Source organism: Novosphingobium kunmingense, from assembly GCF_002813245.1.
In the GTDB taxonomy this organism is placed as follows: domain Bacteria; phylum Pseudomonadota; class Alphaproteobacteria; order Sphingomonadales; family Sphingomonadaceae; genus Novosphingobium; species Novosphingobium kunmingense.
This window is the reverse complement of the sequence record NZ_PHUF01000004.1, coordinates 121,004-139,327: the sequence shown is the minus strand read 5'-3', so window position 1 is coordinate 139,327 and position 18,324 is coordinate 121,004. Positions and strand designations below refer to the sequence as shown.

At 66.5% G+C, this 18,324-nt stretch carries 13 protein-coding genes; 6 read left to right on the top strand and 7 right to left on the bottom strand.

The window, feature by feature from the left end:
• Positions 1-46: 46 nt before the first annotated feature.
• Positions 47-1,516 carry a glycerol kinase GlpK gene (gene glpK, locus B0I00_RS10110; RefSeq protein WP_100867296.1) on the top strand — a complete coding sequence of 490 codons (1,470 nt, stop codon included), beginning with the start codon at positions 47-49 and terminating at the stop codon, positions 1,514-1,516.
• Positions 1,517-1,578: 62 nt separating this feature from the next.
• Positions 1,579-2,247 (top strand): Crp/Fnr family transcriptional regulator, encoded by a 669-nt coding sequence (locus B0I00_RS10105; RefSeq protein WP_157812528.1) that lies wholly within the window; start codon positions 1,579-1,581, stop codon positions 2,245-2,247.
• On the opposite strand, the gene B0I00_RS10100 is transcribed toward B0I00_RS10105, so the two are convergent.
• Genes B0I00_RS10100 through B0I00_RS10090 form a run of 3 tightly spaced genes read right to left on the bottom strand, consistent with a single transcriptional unit; the run spans position 2,241 to position 5,946 of the window.
• Entirely contained in the window at positions 2,241-3,848 is a 1,608-nt protein-coding gene (locus B0I00_RS10100; protein WP_100867294.1) for a tetratricopeptide repeat-containing protein, read from the bottom strand. The two genes, B0I00_RS10105 and B0I00_RS10100, sit on opposite strands and share 7 nt — an antisense overlap.
• Positions 3,848-4,363, bottom strand: coding sequence for a hypothetical protein (locus B0I00_RS10095; RefSeq protein ID WP_100867293.1), 516 nt, complete (start codon positions 4,361-4,363; stop codon positions 3,848-3,850). The genes B0I00_RS10100 and B0I00_RS10095 overlap by 1 nt, the downstream gene beginning before the upstream one ends.
• Entirely contained in the window at positions 4,360-5,946 is a 1,587-nt protein-coding gene (locus tag B0I00_RS10090) for a toll/interleukin-1 receptor domain-containing protein (RefSeq protein WP_100867292.1), read from the bottom strand. Before B0I00_RS10090 ends, B0I00_RS10095 begins: the two co-directional genes overlap by 4 nt.
• A 283-nt stretch (positions 5,947-6,229) precedes the next feature.
• On the opposite strand from B0I00_RS10090, the gene B0I00_RS10085 reads away from it, so the two are divergent.
• Together B0I00_RS10085 and B0I00_RS10080 are read left to right on the top strand one after the other, a co-directional pair.
• Complete coding sequence (locus B0I00_RS10085) at positions 6,230-9,199, top strand: TonB-dependent receptor (RefSeq protein WP_100867291.1); 2,970 nt, start codon at positions 6,230-6,232, stop codon at positions 9,197-9,199.
• A gap of 137 nt (positions 9,200-9,336) precedes the next feature.
• Complete coding sequence (locus B0I00_RS10080) at positions 9,337-9,786, top strand: hypothetical protein (RefSeq protein WP_100867290.1); 450 nt, start codon at positions 9,337-9,339, stop codon at positions 9,784-9,786.
• Between the two features lies 1 nt (position 9,787).
• Here the strand turns inward: B0I00_RS10080 and B0I00_RS10075 are convergent, their stop codons facing one another.
• The 3 genes from B0I00_RS10075 to B0I00_RS10065 form a co-directional block, all read right to left on the bottom strand.
• Entirely contained in the window at positions 9,788-10,390 is a 603-nt protein-coding gene (locus tag B0I00_RS10075; protein ID WP_100867289.1) for a response regulator transcription factor, read from the bottom strand.
• A gap of 180 nt (positions 10,391-10,570) precedes the next feature.
• The gene (locus tag B0I00_RS10070; protein ID WP_100867288.1) at positions 10,571-11,254 is read right to left on the bottom strand and encodes a DJ-1/PfpI family protein; all 684 of its coding nucleotides are present in this window, start codon (positions 11,252-11,254) and stop codon (positions 10,571-10,573) included.
• Between the two features lie 98 nt (positions 11,255-11,352).
• The gene (locus tag B0I00_RS10065) at positions 11,353-13,644 is read right to left on the bottom strand and encodes an Ig-like domain-containing protein (RefSeq protein ID WP_157812527.1); all 2,292 of its coding nucleotides are present in this window, start codon (positions 13,642-13,644) and stop codon (positions 11,353-11,355) included.
• Positions 13,645-14,044: 400 nt separating this feature from the next.
• Here B0I00_RS10065 and B0I00_RS10060 point away from each other — a divergent pair, with 400 nt between their 5' ends.
• Positions 14,045-14,800, top strand: a complete 756-nt coding sequence (locus B0I00_RS10060; protein WP_100867286.1) for an SDR family NAD(P)-dependent oxidoreductase — start codon at positions 14,045-14,047, stop codon at positions 14,798-14,800.
• The gene (locus B0I00_RS10055) at positions 14,800-16,317 is read left to right on the top strand and encodes an acetyl-CoA acetyltransferase (RefSeq protein ID WP_100867285.1); all 1,518 of its coding nucleotides are present in this window, start codon (positions 14,800-14,802) and stop codon (positions 16,315-16,317) included. Before B0I00_RS10060 ends, B0I00_RS10055 begins: the two co-directional genes overlap by 1 nt.
• Here the strand turns inward: B0I00_RS10055 and B0I00_RS10050 are convergent.
• Positions 16,310-18,280: a protein-disulfide reductase DsbD family protein gene (locus B0I00_RS10050; protein ID WP_232730189.1), complete on the bottom strand. Its 1,971-nt coding sequence runs from the start codon at positions 18,278-18,280 to the stop codon at positions 16,310-16,312. The genes B0I00_RS10055 and B0I00_RS10050 overlap by 8 nt on opposite strands.
• Positions 18,281-18,324: the final 44 nt, after the last annotated feature.

The following is an 18,324-nucleotide window of genomic DNA, read 5'->3' as shown; positions in this document are numbered from 1 at the left end:
GGCCCCTGGTACGGGCGCGGCGCGACAAGGCGGAGAGGCAGGCAGCGTGAGCGGCGACCACATTCTGGTTATCGACGAAGGAACCACCTCGACCCGGGCGATGCTGTTCGACGAGGCGGGCGAATGCCTGGGCTCGTGCCAGCGGGCGCTGACCCAGCACTATCCCGAACCGGGGCTGGTCGAACACGACGCGGAAGAGATCTGGAGCCATACGCTGGCTTGCACTCGCGAGATGGTCGCCAAGGCTGGCGGTGCGGAGCGCATCGCCGCAATCGGGATCACCAACCAGCGCGAGACGATCGTGTTCTGGGACAGGCGCACCGGCAAGCCGCTTGCCCCGGCGATCGTCTGGCAGGACCGGCGCACGGCCGCGGTGTGCGAAGCCATGAAGGCCGAGGGCCATGAACCGACCGTCCAAGCCAAGACCGGGCTGCTGCTCGACCCCTACTTCTCGGGCTCGAAGATCGGATGGGCGCTCCGGCATTGGCCGCAACTGGCCGAAGCGGGCGAAAACCTGGCGGTCGGCACGGTCGAGAGCTATCTCGTCTTTCGGCTGACCGGCGGCGCCCATGTCAGCGATGCGACCAACGCCTCACGTACTGCGCTGATGGCGATCGGGTCGAGCGGGTGGGACGACGGCCTGCTCGAGCTGTTCGGAGTGCCACGCAACATCCTGCCCGAGATCGTCGACTGCGCCGGCCCGATCGGCATGACCCGGCCTGACTTGTTCGGCGGGCCGATCCCGATCACCGGCATGGCCGGAGACCAGCAGGCCGCCACCATCGGCCAGGCTTGCCTCGACGAAGGGCAGACCAAGGCGACATTCGGCACCGGGGCCTTCGTCCTGGCCCAGACCGGGCGGCGCCTGCCGCAATCGCGCAACCGCCTTCTGGCGACGGTGTGCTGGCAGGTGGACGGTGAGCGCCATTACGCGCTCGAAGGATCGGTCTTCGTCGCCGGCAGCCTGGTGCAGTGGCTGCGCGACGACCTGGGCCTGATCGGTACCGCAGCCGAAACCGAAGGGCTGGCACGCAGCGTGAGTGATAACGGCGGGGTCTACCTGGTGCCGGCGTTGTCGGGGCTGGGCGCGCCGCACTGGAGGCCTGCCGCGCGGGGGCTGGTTGCCGGGCTCAGCTTTTCATCGACCAAGGCGCACATCGCGCGGGCCGCGCTGGAAGCGATGGCGCACCAGACCCACGATCTCAAGACCGCCTTTGCCGCCGATGGAGCGGACTGGGCCGAACTACGTATCGACGGCGGGATGGTCGCCAACAACTGGATGGCGCAGGACCTGGCCGACATGCTGGGGATCGAGGTCGAACGACCGCACTTCATCGAGACGACGGCAATGGGTGCGGCCATGCTCGCCGGCGTCGGGGCCGGGCTCTATCCGACGTTGCACGCGGCCGCGGCCATGCGCCGCAGTGTCGAGCGGTTCGCGCCCGCGATCGATCCGGCCGCTCGGCAGGTCCGGCTGGATGGCTGGGCCGAAGCCCTGTCGCGCGTCCTGCAATAGGCGGGGCGCTTTTTCGCGCAGAACCGTTGTGTTATTGCGCCGACGCGATGGAGGCAGGGTCGATGACGGGGCAGGCAGGCGGCACGATGCAGGCGGCGATCGCCGATGCCTTCGCCTGCGACCAAGATCTGGTCGGAACCATTTCGGCACTGGCGCGCGAGACATCGCATTCACGCGGAACGGTGCTGTGGCCGCTCGAAGATCGCGACGAGACGACCCTGATCGTTGCCGGCAGCGCGCAGGAAGTCGCCTATGGCCAGGACGGTTCGATGCTGCAGCTGATGGTGCTGGGGAGGGGTGACCTCTACGGTTCCCTGATGGGCGCGGGCGAAAGCGACACGGCCCGGACCGAAGCGGTCAGCGAGGGCCGCGGCGCGCACTTCACCACGGCCTCGCTGGTGCGGCTGATGGACAGTTATGGTGCAGTGGCGCGCGCCATCAACCGCCAGCTTGCCGCGCGTCTCGAGGCGCTGCGCCGCCGCATGGTCGAAGCGACGCTGCTGTCGGTGACGGGTCGGATCAGCGCCGAGCTGCTGCGCCGTTCGGCGCTGGCCGAGGATCGCACGATCCGCCCGGTTCCGGTGATGTCGGAACTGGCGCTCAGCGTCAGGTCCACCCGCGAAACGGTGTCTCGGACCGTGTCGCAGCTGGAAAAGCGCGGGCTGGTGAAACGGGTTGAAGGAGGCTTGCTGGTCGTTGCGCCGCACCGGCTCGAGGAACTGGTTTACTGACCCAGACGCAGCAGGAGGTGGACCGCGCCGTCGCTGTCCTCGTCGCCCTGATGGAACAGTTCGCTCCGCACGCCGGATACGCCCCGCGCGACCATGGTCACGGCAAGGGCATCGCTGATCAGTGTGAGCCCGGCGGGCGCCATCGCTTCCATCCGCTGGGCCATGGCCATGCCCGGGCCATAGGGCACCAGTGTCCCGCTGGCCGGATCGGGGACTAGGCTGGCGATCGCAATATGGGCGCCAATCGAAGGGGTGGCCGTGCCCGCCGCCCGGCAACGCGCCTGGACGTCGACCAGCATCGCCAGCGCTTCGCCAACGTCGGCGAGGGCCAGTTCCCAGCGGCCGGGCGCGGTGCGGATGCGGGCCCGTTCGATCCCGTCGAGGGCCGCCGCAACGGGCGCGGACAGGCGGCTTACCTCCTTGCTGTCGAGCGAACGACCCCGCTCAAGCTCCTCGATGCAAATTGCCGCGTGGAGCACCAGTTCGCGGTGCGGATCGTGCCGCTCTGGCGGAAACAAGGCCTCGATCGTGATGTCGCGGTCGATGGCCTGCAGCCGCTGCAGTCCTGCGCCGCTGGGCCACATGATTGCCTGCCGGGCGGTGTTGATCCCGCCGCCGTGCGCGTCGGTGACGATGATCTGGCACGCCGCGGCATTGAGCGCCTGGGCGTTGAGCAAGGTCGCGCCGATCGCCAGTTCGCCGGCGTGGGCGGTGGCGATGGGATCGTGGACCGCGCCCGGATCGCCCGCCGCGATGCGCAGAGAGGCCGCCCGGTCGATCAGCGCGCGGAACCGCGCCTGCCAGGCTTCACCCGCGGGAGCGACCGACTGGCTTTCGAACAGGTCCACGCCGCAGGGCAACACCAGATGCACCTCGGCGCCGGCTGCCAGCAGCCGCTCGGCAATCACGATATCCGATCCGGCGGCCAGCGCTCCCCAGGCAAAGCCGATCCGCAGGTCCGCGATCTGGGCGTCGACGTCGGCCGCGAGCCGGGCTTCGGCGTGGCCGCCGGAAGCCATCCCCATGTGCCCGGCAAAGTGCAAGCTGGCCGGCGGCGCGAAGGCGTCGAGCCACACGGCGTCCTCGTGCCGGGCCTCGGCAATTTCGCGCAATTGCCCGATCGTTGTCGCCCGGTCGTTCCAGCCATCGGGATTGTGTTCCGCGGCCACCGCCATGGCGGCCTGCGCAGCCTTGCTGTCGCGCAGCAGGAACGCCGCCTCTGCCCGCGTGGCGGCAAGGAAATAGGGCGTGTCGGCGGGTTCGCTGGGTCCATCGAGTACTGCCAGCACGCGGCGCGCCTCGTCCTGTGCCCGCGCCTCGTCGCCTGCCAGAAAGTGGAGCGTCGCGGCGTTGATCGCGAGATAGGGCGCGGGGCCGATCGCATTGGCCGCCGAATAGGCCTCGGCGGCCTGTGCGAACAAGTCGGCGCGCTCGCCTCCCTTGGCCAGTCGGGCCTGGGCCTTCAGTAGCCGTCCTCGCACCGCCAGCGCCGCCGGATCACCGGTTCGGGCGGCGTACCCGTTGCTGACGAACAGGTCCCAGGCCCGTTCGACAGCACCGGCGCGGACCAGGGCCGCGATGGCGGGGAGGGATAGCGCCATCAGTTCGAATTGGGCGGCGGGTTCTGCGTGATCGGATCGAGCCGCACCGGGATCGGTACGCCGCTATCCTGTTCGAACAGGAGGTAGATGTTGAAGAAGTCCTCCGCCCCGTCCTTGGGCGCATCGGGCCGCGCCTTGGCGTCGATCGTCAAGCTGCGGTCGGCGATGTTGCTGACCCGGTAGAGGCGCGGGTTGCCGCGCTTGTAAGTCAAAGGCGCCCCTGCCGGGTTGCCGCGCGGATCGAACGTCCAGCGCCAGTCGGGACTGAGTTCGAGCGTAAACTCGCGGTCGCGGCCCTTTTCGACCACCAGGCAGATGTTGCCGGCCGCATCCTTGCCCACCGCGCTCTTGTCGCTGCCCGGAGGCCATGCGGTCGTGTCGACCAGCACGAAATTCAGCGCGCCGCCGTTGACCACGATGTCGAGCCGGACGCTCACCTTTTCGGGGTCGTCCAGCGCATCGGGCAGCGACGGCACATATTCGGATTCGCATTCGATCCGGTTGTCCTCGTTCATCGGTTCTCTCCTTGTCTCGCAGCGGCGGATGACGTGGCGATCAGCTTCTCGAGCTGCTTGTGCCAGGCCAGCCAATAATTGTTGGTGGGGTCAGTCCTGCGAAGTGCTTGCGAAATCTCCAGGCCCCGGCGGGCGATGGCCACAGCCTGCCGGTGATCGCCTCTTGCCGCAAGGGCCTGGGCCAGTCCGAGCAGCACCTGATGGTGGTACTGCACCGGCCGTACGTCGTCGGGAAAGCGGCTGGCCAGGCGTTCGACCAGCACCTGCTGCTGCCGCCGCAAGTCCACCGCGCGATCGAGGTTGCCCGACTTGCGCTCGACATCGGCCAGCCAGCCCAGATTGTTGAGATGGTCGAGCTGGGTCTGGATCAGCGTGGGCTCGGCCCGGCTCAGCCGTTCCGACACGGCCGATGCCTTGGCGCAGTGCTGCCGTGCCGTGGCCAGATCGGCAGGCTCGAGCTGGGCCAGGGCGCAAAGGTTGGCTTCGGAATAGAAGACCTCGCGCTGCCAGTCCGCCTTGGCCGGTTCGAGCTCGACAAGCTGCAGCGCCAGCCGGTTGTAGGCTTCCCAGTGCGGCCGCGTCGCCGCCCTGTCGGACCGGGCGTAGGGCAGCGAACCCATCCAGTATTCGCTCTGCGCGTGGTGGAAGATGCGTTCGGTTTTGGCCGGATCGCGGGCGAGCAATTCGCCCGTCAGCCGATAGGCGGCGCGAAACTTCGCATCGGCGGCCTTTTCGTGGCCGGCGGCGATGTCGTCCTCGCCCATGGCGGTCAGCAGCCGGGCACGGCGTTGCAGCATGTCGGGCGGCAGGTCCTCGAGGTTGCGATCGCCCTCGTAGTGATCCATCGCCTTCTCGTTGACCGCGTCCATGATTTCCAGGCGCCCTACGCTTCGCAGGCGGTCGCGCAGATCGGTCAGCATGAACTCGACCATCCCTTCGGCTTCTGCGCGCTGGCGCTGGGCTTCGGCACGCTGGCGCAGCGCCACCAGCAGCAAGGAGGCCAGCACTACACTAAGCGCGATGGCCGCCGCCGTGACGGCCATCACGCGGCGCTGGCGCGCCTGCGCGTCGCGCTGCACCAGCCGGTCGAGCGGGAGGGCGGTCAATCCGGCGACGATCTTGAGCAGGGCGAGGCGGCGACCGTCGCCGCTCTTGCGGAAATCCGCCGCAAGCGGTTCGAAATCGCGCCCGCCGTGCTGCAGCAGCGGCGCCGGGAATGCTTCGCCGGGATCGCCGTCGATCAAGGCGGCCAGCACCGGGCGTTCGGGGTGGCGGTCGCGGAACAGGGCGATCTCCTGCGCCACCCAGCGGCTGAGGACCGCCGCCGGACTGCACACCACGATCAGCGCGGCCGATTGCTCCAGCGCGTCCTTGACCTGCGCCGAAAGGTCGGCCCCGGCCGCCAGTTCGGCGCGATCGAGGAACACCGGCGCCAGCCTCTTGGCCGGGACGCTGTCGGCAGCGGGCACGACGAACCGCTCGATCCGCCGGTGCAGCCAGGTGGCGAAGCGGTCGTCGGCATGGCTGTAGCTGATGAAGGCCTGGTATCGCGAACCGGCTGGCGCGATCGCCGCCCCTGTCATGCTGCCCCCCCCCCTTTGCCTGCTCAAAGGGGGTGTGGTGCCGCATCCGGGCCGACTTTTCAATCGTTTCGGAGGGCCCTTTCAGCAAGGGCGCGGTCGTTTCCCGGGCGGCAAACCGTTCGTTCGAACCGATCGGCCAAAGCCGCGCAGTGTGGCGGTTTGGCTACGCCGTGGAGAAGTTCTAAGCGCTCGATTAAAACCTGTTGTCAATCGCCGCAGAGAGTGATCTATTTCATTCCGCAACGGCCCGCAAAAGGGTCGGGCACAAAAGGAGAGAGGGCTGATGAGGGCTAAGTTGACCTTGCTCGCTGGCGTCTGCGCCGGTGCAATCGCATTCCCCGCTTACGCACAGGACGCAGAAGACGCGCAGGATCTTCGCACCAGTGGCAACGAAATTGTCGTTACCGCGCAGCGCACAACGCAGCGGCTGCAGGACGTTCCGGTGGCGGTTTCGGCGTTTTCGACCGACAACCTCGAAAAGCAGCAGATCAGCAACCCGCTGGAATTGCAGCTGGCCCTGCCCAACACCACGCTGACCTATGGCAACTTCTCGGCCACCAACATTACCATCCGCGGTATCGGCTCGCCGGTGGTCGCCGCATCGGGCGATGCGGGCGTGGCGATCCACTTCAACGACATGCCGCTTATCTCAAGCCGTCTGTTCGATTCCGAATTCTACGACCTTGAGCGCATCGAGGTGCTGCGCGGTCCGCAGGGCACCCTGTTCGGCCGCAACGCGACCGCGGGCGTGTTCAACGTCATCACCGCCAAGCCCGACCTCACCGGCTTCAAGGCCGCGGGCGAAGCGTCCTACGGCAATTACAACGCCATCCAGGTCCAGGGCATGGTCAATGTGCCCGTGGCCGAAACGCTTGGCGTGCGCCTGGCCGGCATCTACCTGAAGCGCGACGGCTATACCAAGAACCTCAACACCGGAAACCAGATCGATGGGCGCGACTACTACTCGGTCCGCGGGTCGCTGAAGTTCGAACCGACCGACACCACGCGACTCACCGTCACGGGTCAGTACTTCCAGGAAGACAGCAACCGTTCGCGCGGACAGAAGCAGCTCTGCGCCAAGGACCCGACCGGCATCCTGGGTTGCCGCCCCGACCGCGAAGGCTTTGACGCCATCAATGGCGACGCGACTGCGACGGGCGTTCTGGCCAGCCGCGAGTTCCTGGCCATCGCGTTCGGCGGACTGGGTCTCGGCGGCCTCTCGAAATTTGCGCTGGGCAGCGTCTATGCCGACGATGGCGACAATTACACCGGCGCGATCGTGCCGACCGACGTCCGCACGGTTGCGGTCGATTTCGAACCGCTGTGGAATTCGGACCAGACCACCGTCCAGGCCGAACTGCAGCAGGATATCGGCAACGTCACGCTGACCCTCAACGGCGGCTATTCGCACAGCAAGTACAGCTCGAGCATCGACTACAACCTGACCACGACGCGGAGCATCCTGGATAATCCGGGATTGGTCGCGCTGCGCCAGGCGGCAGCGGGCCAGGGCGTGTTCACGCCGACCGAACGGCTCTTCGCTACGCGCATGCTGGCGTCCAACACGTTCCGTCCCGGCAGCAACCAGATCTGCACCTCGGCCTACGATCCGCTCCATGCCGGCTCGATCGCCGGGCGCGTCCAAGGCTGTACCGATAACTCGAACGAATTCGACTACTCAGCAGGCGAAAGCACACAGTGGTCATTGGAAGGCCGGGTCGCGACCGATTTCGACGGTCCGTTCAACTTCCTGCTCGGGGGTCTCTACCTCCAGAACAAGGGCAAGAACATCACCTATTCCGTGATGGCGTCCGGGTTCGATTACATGTCCGCCTTCCTGGGCATTCTCAATTCGGGCTTCGGCAACAGCACCATGGGCCCGCCGTTCTTCGACAGCGAAACCGCCAAGGCCGAACTGACGACCTACGGCGTATTCGGCGAGGTCTATTTCAACATCGCCGACAACCTTAAGCTGACCGGCGGCCTGCGCTATTCGAACGACAAGAAGTATATTGCCGCCCGCCAGCCGTTCCTCCTGCTTCCCGTCGCCAACGGCACCAGCAACGTCAACGCGCTGATCGACCAACTCGACAACGACAAGTCGAAGCCGGGCCAGCAGACCTATGCGGAGCAAGAGGGCACCTTCGACGCGGTTACCGGCCGCGTGGTCCTCGACTGGAAGCCCGAGGTCAGCTTCACGCAGGATACGCTGGTCTATGCCAGCTATACCCGCGGCAACAAGCCGGGCGGCTTCAACCCGCCTTATGACCCTAACCTGTTCCCGCCTGTCCCGACGACCTTCAAGGGCGAGACCATCGACGCCTTTGAAGTGGGCACCAAGAACACGTTCCTTGGCGGCGAACTGCAGCTCAACCTGACCGGGTTCTATTACAAGTACAAGGACTTCCAGGTCAGCCGCATCATCAACCGCACATCGTTCAACGACAACACCGACGCCAACATCTGGGGTGCCGAACTGGAAGCGATCATCCGTCCGTCGCGCAACTTCACGGTCAACGCCTCGATGTCCTACCTCAACACCAAGATCCTGAATTTCTCGGCGATCGACACCCGCAATCCGTCGAACGGGCGCTCGGACGTCGCGATCATCAAGGACCTGCAGAGCGGCGCCAACTGCGTCGTCGCGCCGACGGTCGCAGGCAGTGTGCCGATTGCTACAACACTTGCTCTCGTCAATGGCTTCAACGCCGCCGCCGGTGGCGGACTGATCCGTCCGGCGGTCCAGGTTCCGGGCACCAATTCCTATGGTGCCTACTCCTTGTGCGGTGCTCTTGGCGATTTCCTGCGGGCCAGCACGCCGGTCGGCACCTACATGTATGACACTGGTGCCGGCGGCGGCCAGTTCCTGCCGGGCGGTGTTGCGCGCGACATCTCGGGCAACGAACTGGCAAACTCGCCCAAGTGGAAGTTCGCGATCGGCGCGCAGTACGATGCCGACATCGGCGGCGACTGGACGTTGACGCCGCGCGTCGACCTCAGCGTGACGGGCACCTCGTGGGGGAGCAACTTCAACACGATCCGCGACAAGCTGGCCGGGTATGAAATCGTCAACGCGCAGCTCATCCTGACCGGGCCGGAAAGCAAGATCAGTGCCCGCGCGTTCATTTCCAACGTGTTCAATTCGCAGGCGATCACCGGCAAGTACATCACCGACCCTTCGTCGGCGCTGTTCACCAACATCTACACACTTGATCCGCGCACCTACGGCGTCGCTGTCGGGTTCAAGTTCTGATCGCCTGAACGCTCATTCCTGGGAGGGAATGCAACAGAGGCCCGGACGCAAGTCCGGGCCTCTACCTATGTGCCGAAGCGGAGCGGGTCAGCGCCGGGCGCTTGACCCGGCGCGGTATCTGGCAGCATTTTAGCTAAATGACAGACGACACCGCCGAATCCGAATCGGCCGCGCTCCGCGCCTGGCGCGATGGGCTGGCCGACATCGCCTTTTCCGGCGCCTTCATGGACGCCGATGGCAGCGCCGAATGCGTGGTCGATCTGGCCCGGCAGATCGCCGACCATCCCCAGCGCCTTCTACCCGAAATGGTGGCGCAGGTCGAAGCGCTGGCTGCGGCCAATGCCCAGGCTTCGGCAGCGCTGGCGCTGGTCGAGCCGCTGGCCAGCTTCATGCTGTCGGGCGCGCCCGGCGGGCGCTACCTGGCGACCGTCGTGCTCCTTGGCCAAGTTGACGAGCACCACGCCGAGGGAGCGAGTGCCGCCCTGGCGCTCTGCGGCGCCCTGGCAACCGCCCTTGCCGGCGGCTCGGAGGACCGCCGCGCCAACGTCGTCAGCGACGACGATCACAATGTCTACCGCTTGAACTGAACTAACGTACGAGGGCCGCCTCGATCGCGATGCGAATAGCTTCGTTGGAGTGCGAGGCGCCAATCTTGTTGAGCATGTTGGCGCGATGGATCTCGACCGTGCGCGGGCTGATCGACAACCGTTCGCCTATCAGCCGGTTGGACAGTCCGGCCGCCACGCCTGCCAGGACCTCGCGCTCGCGCGGGGTAAGGCGCTGGATCCGGCTGCGGGCGGCGGCTTCACGCAGGCGCAGCGACCCCATCGCCTGATGGCTTTCGCGCGCGGCGGCGGCGGCGCGGCGCACTTCCTCGACCGTGAAAGGCCAGGCGAGGTAGTTCGACGCACCGTCCATCACCGCCCGAACGACCTGCGCGGTGCCCGGCTGCTGGGCAAAGGCGACCAGCGGCATCCATTTCATCGATCGCGACATCGCGTCGATCAGGTCGCGCACGATGCCTGTGTCGTCGTGGGCCAGGATCACGCCGTCGCTCGGCCATCGGCTTGCCAGTTCCGAGCTGTCTTCGAACGGCTCGACGTGAAGGTCGCTGCCGGCGAGCAGGTGGGAAACCGCCGCGCGGCGTCGGCTATCGCCATCGATCAGGATCAGGGTTTCGCCCGTTCGCATCGGCAGTGTTCCTTAGTGGTGACTGCCTAGGCGTTAATCCGTCGCACGGCGCGGCGCGCGGCGGGATTGCTGCAAAATGGATCGTTAGCCATTGTTTTTCCATCCTTACGCGCACGGACAGGCTCTGCGCAGGTTCCTCCATTCCGGATTAAGTCAGGAGTGGCAATTCCGCAGATCTACCTAGTCGATGAAACCCAGCCGGCGCGCGCTGGCCAGAAGCGCAGGTTTGCGATCGGGGGCCAGTCGGTCGGCACGCGCCTGATAGGTGGCGACCAATTGGGCTCCCGCCTTGCCGGGCGATCCGCAGTCGAACGGCGGGGCGGGATCGTATTCGAGGGCCAATTGCACCGTGCGGGCGTGATCCTCGCCGGCGATCCGCGCCATCAGTGCCAGAGCGAAGTCGATCCCCGCCGTGACGCCGCCGCCGGTCACCCGGTTGCGATCGAACACGGTGCGCGCGGCGACCGGCTCTGTCCCGAACAGCGCCAGCATGTCGTGCCAGGCCCAGTGCGTAGTCGCGCGATAGCCGCGCAGCAGCCCGGCCGCGCCGAGAATCAGCGCGCCTGTGCACACGCTGGTAATCCATTCGGCGGTGCTGCCGACCTGCCGCACCCAATCGAGCGCGGCATCGTCATCGATGACCTGGGCTATTCCCATGCCGCCGGGAATGCAGAGCAGGTCGGGGCGTGGAATGTCGGCGAAGCTGGCGGTGGGCAGGATCGCGAAACCGGCATCGGTGGGCACCGGCTCGATCCGCTTCCACACCAGGTCGATGCGGGCATCCGGCAGCCGTGACAGGAACTGGGCCGGGCCGGTCAGGTCGAGCTGGGTCAATCCCGGAAACAGAAGGAAGGCGATCTGCATGGACGGGGTTTTGCAGGAGCGTCCGGCACCGTCAACAGGTCGTGCGGGACCCGGAACGGCCCGGCAGCGTCATGCGCGGCCGGGCCTTCCGGGGGGCTTCAGGCAGCGAACAGGAACTGTTGCTGCGCGTAGGCCAGATCGAAGGTGTCGTCATAGACGCCGATCGAGGCCACCGGCACGACTACGCCGAACTCGGCAAGCGGGCCGAGGGTGGTGCTGTCGCTGGCGATCTCGATGTCATAGCCAAGTTCGACCGACAGGATGCTGACGTTCACGCCGACGTTGAAGCCAAGATCGGTGTCGTTGGCCAGCGTGGCATCCGGGGCCAGCGTGAAGGTGAACTCGACCAGTCCGTCGCCGTCGCCGCCGGTGTCGATCAACGATGCGTTGAGCACCTGAATCTCGTCGCCAAAGGTGAAGGCCTGGCTCGATCCGTCCTCGAACAGCAGGAATCCCGAGAGGGTGCCCAGCGCCATGCTGAACTGCTGGATGAAGTTGAGCCCGGCGAAGAGATCGACGTCGAGGATGTCCGGATCGGCATAGAACGGCCCGAATTCGATCCGCGGCGGGTCGAACGGGTTGATGCCGCCGAACAGGAGCTGCGAAACCAGCTGATCGAGGTCGAGGGTGAGCTGGAGAAAGTTGTTGCTCGCGCCGCTGCCCTCGACCGGGTTGGGCGGAAGGTCGCCGCTGGTCGAGATGTGCGGCCAGGCGAAGTCGACCGACAGCGAATCGAGCGGCGGAGGCAGGGTGATCGTGCCGCCGAGTGACGCACTGTCGATGTTGAGCAGGTCGAAACTGCCTGCCCCCGTGTCGAACGAGAAGATGGTCCCACCTTCGTTGATGCTGCCCAGCTCGCCGAAGTCGATGTTAACCCCGGCATAGGCCGACAGCGCCACGTCGTAGAGGAACTGGAGTATATAGGACCCTTCCGGGCCGACGGTGTCGAAGTGCGCGCTGGTGACCAGCGCCGTGGTGCCGATAAGCAGCACGTCGGTGGTCTTGTTGTAGTTGGTTTCGACGGTCAGGTCATAGCCGGCCGTTGCGTCGATCTCGCCGCCGTTGAAGGTCAGGGTTGATTGCAGGCCTAGCTGCACATGGCCCGAGATCCCGGCGTATAGCGTGCTGCCGATCTGCTCGTTGAACTCGCCGGTATCAACCCCGATGAAGCGGTCGTCGACGAAGGTGAAGGCCCCGCCGGACGCCCAGATGTTCTGATCGGTAGCAAGGAAAAGCGCCTGTTCGGTCGTCGCGTTGTATTCGTAGACGATCGGGACGGTAACGGTGGCGATTTCGGTGTCGCCGTTCGATACCTCGCGGCTTTCGGCGGTGAAGGTGAGGTCAAACGCGTTGTCCGTGTCCATCGGCAGGACCAGGAGGAAGTCCTGGCCGACATGATCGGGTTCGCCCACTGTCGCCACCCCGACGGGGCTGATCGTTACGCCCGCCGGCAGGGTGCTGGACAGCAGGCTGGTCAGGTATTCCGAGCTGTCGGCGTCGGCCTGGTCGGCGCTGAGATGCAGCAGGATCTCGTTGACGACGCCGGTCGTTTCCCAGGTTGCGGTGATCACCGGCCGATCGGCGACCGCCGCGATGTTGAGGGTGACCATAGCGTGGTCCTGGCCGCCAGCCCCATCCGAAACGCAGTATTCGAAGAAGACCTGCCCGGCATAGTCGAGTTCGGGCGTGTAGATGATGGATTTGCTATCGGCCGCGATGGCGACCGTGCCATGGGCCGGCTGCTCGTGGATCGACGTAATGGTCAGCGCGTCGCCGTCCCCGTCGGTGTCGTTGGCAAGGACGTTGAGAACGACCGGCGTCGGGGTCTTCGACGGATCGGACAGGCCGCTCGCCCCGTCTTCGAACATGGCGATAACGTCGTCGATGGCGTCGGGTGCCGCAGGCGCGGTCCCGATGAGCTTGGTTGCGCCGCCGTCGCGCGGGCCGGTCCCGCCGCCGACGCCGTCAAGCCGCGCGCCGAAGCGCTGGTGGGCAATATCGTCGAGCGTCAGGTCGCCCGCGGCATTGCTGAGCGTGAAGGTCGTTTCGGCAACAGCCTCGCGTCCGCGGCCGGCGGTGCCGAATTCGATCCCGACGTCGAAGCCGTCGCTGGTCTTGCCGGTCATGTTGGCGCCGTGACCCATGTCGAGCACGCTGTTGGCCGCGACCCGCGACGCGGTGACCGCGCTGTCGCCCGAAATCGTCAGGCCGGCCATCTTGCCTTCGGCGATGTCGAAGAACAGCCCGCGAAGATCGGGGGTGAGATTGGTCGTCCCGTCGGCGACGATCTCGAACACCAGCGCGCCGTCGACTTCGGTCGCGGTCACTGTGACGCCGGGATTTCCGGGAATCTTGAAAGTAATCTGCCGTGGGCAAAAGTCGTCAGACATGGTCATCCTCCTGGGTTGGAGGCCTGGCTTTCGACCAGGCCCCAGTGCGCGCGACCCTAAGAGCGACCCTGTGTTTGAAGAACTCCTCAACAAGCCGAATTTCGACTCGGTCTTGCCGATGAAGGCAATCTATTATCATTTGGATTGTCGATGGGCTACGAATTTCAGTAATCTGGAATTAATATAAAATAGGTTATACTGTAATCTTACTCACTTATTGTTACAGATTGACGGCAGGTCACTGTAATCTCGGCTGGTTTGATTGGCAGGGAGAGTTTCGCGCGAACGATCCTGCCGGCCGGGTTTAGCTTACGCAGGCTTCGCGCCTGGATCAGAGCCGCCTTGACCCGGCTTGTCCGACCCTGTTAATCGCCTGATTAATTCAGCGGGAGAATGGTGCATGGCGAGCAGGCTCGACGGACGGGTGGTGCTGATAACCGGGGCTTCGTCCGGGTTCGGTGCGCATTTCGCGCGGCTTCTTGCCGGCCAAGGGGCAAGGGTGGTGTTCGGCGCTCGCCGCACCGACCGAATCGCCGAACTGGCCCGCGACATCGGTGACCAGGCTCTTGCCGTGCCGCTCGACGTGACCGACGAAGCATCGATCATCGCCGCCTACGATGCCGCCGAAGCGCGGTTCGGAACGGTCGACACAGTGATTGCCAACGCCGGCCTGTCGCGCGACGGGCGTTCGACCGAAGTGACAAGGGCCGATCTCGATACCTTGCTCGACACCAACTTCACCGGGCTCTACCTGACCGCGCGAGAAGGAGCGCGGCGAATGATCGCGGCGGGCTTCCGCGACAGCGAGCGCGGCCGCATCGTCCTGATCGGATCGATTACTGCCGAGATGACCGCCCAGGGCGACGCCGCCTATGCCGCCAGCAAGGCGGCGGTGGCGCATCTTGGCCGGCAGTTTGCGCGCGAATGGATCCGCCAGGGGATCAACGTCAACACCATCCAGCCCGGTTACATCCAGACCGAGGTCGCCGGCGACTGGTTCCAGACCGAGGGCGGCGCACGGCAGATCGCCGCCTTCCACCGCCGCCGGCTGTGCCCGATCGAAGCGCTGGACGAACCGCTGATCCTGCTATGCTCCGACGCTTCCCGGCACATAACCGGGGCGACGATCACGATCGACGATGGACAGGTGCTTTGATGGCGATCAGCAACAACACCCCGGTCATCATCGGCGTCGGCCAGGTGTCCGAACGCGTGGGCGAGGACGGTTATGCCGAATTGAGCCCGATGGACCTGGCCGGCGCGGCGTTGAAGGCAGCGATCGCCGATGCGCGGGCGAGCGGCAATCTTGCCGGTGCGATCGACACGGTTGCGGCGATCCGCCAGTTCGAAATTTCGGCCACGCGTTATTCGGCGCCATTCGGTCACTCGACCAACACCCCGCGTTCGATCGCGCGCCGCGCCGGCGCCGACCCGGAGCGCGCGATCCTAGAGGTCGTCGGCGGCCAGGGTCCGCAGAAGCTGGTCGGCGAATTTGCGGCCGACATCGCCGCGGGCCGCTCGAAAGTTGCGGCCATCGCCGGATCCGAAGCGATCTCGACGATGCGTTCGCTGCTGGCGCGCGGTGAAAAGCGCGACTGGTCGGAAGACCAGCCCGGAACCCTTGAGGACCGCGGCACGGGCTATGACGGCGTGCTCGACAAGACTGCCATGAAGCATGGCGTCGCCGCGCCGATCGCAGCCTATCCGCTGGCCGAGAACGTGCGGCGCGAGCGGCTCGGCCTGTCGCTCGACGACTACCGCCTCGAGATCGGCAGGCTTTTCGCCCCCTTTACCGAAGTGGCGGCGCGCAATCCGCACAGCGCCGCGCCGACGGCTCGCAGCGCCGAGGAGCTGGCGGCGCTGACCGAGCGCAACCGCCTCGTCGCCGAACCTTACGGGCGACTGGTCGTTGCGCGCGACCAGGTCAACCAGGGCGCTGCAATCGTGCTCGCCAGCGTGGCCGAGGCGCGGCGCCTGGGCGTACCCGAGGATCGCTGGGTGTATGTCCACGCGGTCGCCGATTGCGCCGAACCATCGATGCTCAGCCGCGAGAATCTCGAAAAGAGTCCCGCAGCTGTTGCTGCAATCTCGACTGCACTTGAGGTTGCGGGAACGGACTGGAGCAGCCTTGCGCACATCGATTTCTATTCGTGCTTCGCCATCCCCGTTTTCAACCTGCTCGATTCCTTCGGGCTCGATCGTGACGATCCGCGTGGCTGGACGCTCACCGGCGGGCTGCCATTCTTCGGCGGCGCGGGGAACAACTATTCAAGCCACGCCATCGCCGAGGCGGTCGCCCGCTGCCGTGCCGAGCCGGGAAGCCGGGCGCTGGTCGGGGCCAACGGCGGCAACATGAGCAAGTACGCTGCGGCCGTCTATTCGACCGAGCCGGCCGACTGGAGCGAAAGCCGCTGGCGCCACCTCGACAAGATCGCTCCGGCCTATGCCGTTCTCGACAGCCATGACGGCGAAGCCACTGCCGAGACTTTCACCATCCAGCCGGGCAAGGAGGGTGAGGTCGCGACGCTGGTTGCGCGCGTTGATGCATCGCGCGTGCTTGGCGACAGCCGCGATCCCGGCGTGATCGCCGCGCTGCGCAGCGGTCCGGTAGCGGGCCGCGCGGTGCGGATCGAAAGCGACGAGAACGGGGTCAACGCGTTCTGGTTTACCTGACGAGGTCGGCAAGCGTGGCGGGCGTCAGCACCTGCGGCAGCTGCTGTGCTGCACCGCCTTTGGCCGGATACCACATATAGAGCGGAACCCCGGCGGCGCCATGCTCGGTCAGGTAGCGGGTGATCGCCGGGTCGCGCCGCGTCCAGTCGCCGCGCAGCACTACCACGCCGGCCCTGGCAAAGGCGTCGCGCGTGTCCTTGCGCTCGATCGCGGCGCTCTCGTTGACCTTGCAGGTCAGGCACCAGTCGGCGGTGAAATAGGCGAAGACCGGTTTGCCGGCGGACCGTGCCTCGGCGAGCGCGGCTTCGCTGAACGGCTTGCTGGGAAGGACTCCCTGCGCAGCGGCACCCGGCGTCGTCGCCGTGGCCGGCAGCACGAGGAGAGCCATGGCCGCTGCGGCGAGCGTGCCTAACGCCGGTACTGCGCCGCTGCGTCCAACGCGCTGGCCCCGCCCGACGAGGTAGAGGCCCAGCACGACCGCGCCGACGAAAAGCAGCGACAGCACGGCAAACCGCATGCCGGCGACCCGGCTTTCCAGCCACAGCAAGGCCAGCGCCGTCAGCCCCATCGGCACGGCCAGCGCCAGCTTGAAACGGCCCATCCAGGCGCCCGGGCGGGGCAGGCGGCGGCGCATTGCGGGCACGAAGGCGAGGGCGAGGAACGGCAGCGCGAGGCCCAGGCCCAGCGCCGCAAAAAGGGCAAGCGCCGGCATGGCCGGCATGAGCAGCGCGGCGCCCATCGCTGCCGCCATGAACGGACCGGTGCAGGGCGTTGCCACGAAGGCCGCCAGAAGTCCCGTGGCAAAGGCGCCCTGCGGCGATCCTTCGCGGGCAAAGCCGGGAACCGCGAATTCGAACAGGCCAGCCAGATTCGCGGTGATCGCGACGGCCAGCAGCAGCAGGCCCGCGACGACGGCCGGTTCCTGCAACTGAAAGGCCCAGCCGACCTGCGTTCCGGCGGCGCGCAGGGCGAGCAGCAGCACGCCCAGCGCCAGACATGCCAGCACCACGCCGGCGGTATAGGCCAGCCCTTCCGCCCTGGCCTGGACCACGCTTTCGCCAGCGCGGGCGAGGCTCAGCGCCTTGAGGCTGAGGATCGGGAAAACGCAGGGCATGATGTTCAGCAGCAGGCCGCCGAGCAGCGCCGAAAGCAGCAGCCAGCCTAGCCCGGCCTGGGGAGGCGCGGCGGATCGTAACGGCGTTCCGGCGGGCGGCACCGTGCCGGGGGTTGCGGCGATCTCCACCCCGTCGCCCTGCCGGTTGAGCCGCAGCACCGCGTTCAGCGTGCCGGGATCGAGCGGCTCGAACTTGGCGCGCGGCAATTCAACGATCAGCATGTCGCCGCGGCGCGAAAAGTCCTGGTCGGACGCGTAATCGACCGTGCGCTCGCTGGCCACGAACAGGTGCGGATCATCCAGCGCTACGGTTGCCGGAAGCGGCACGGCGATGCGGACCCTGTCGCCGGCGAAGGCATAGGCGACTGCGCTGCCCAGCGGCGCGGGCAGGGCGGCGCGCCACGCGGCAAAGCGCGGGTCGGGGCTGCCGGGCACGCCGACCGCGATCTGGGTCGCGATCACGCCGCTTTCGGGAACGCAGATCTTGTCGGTGCAGGCAAGCCACTGCGCCTTGCCGCGCACCGGCAGGACCGCGCCGGGCCGGGCGTCGGCGGGGACAGCCACGTCCACCAGCAGCGCATATTCGTGCTCGAACACGTGGTTCATCAGCCCAGCGATAAGCAGGGTATCGGGCACCGGATAACGCAGCGGGCCGACCCTGGCTCCTGCCGGCAGGCCCCAGTCGACCGTCATGCCAAGCCCGGCATCCCCTGGGTTGAGCCAATAGCCGTGCCAGCCTGCCTCGGGCCGCATGACGATGGCCAGCGTGACCGTCTTGCCCGGTTGGCCGGCGCTTTCGGCAACCAGCTCGGGCACAATGTGCGTGGTCTGCGCGGCGGCGGGCGTCACACCGGCGTAACATAGCGCGATCACGGCAAGAATCGCGGAAACAA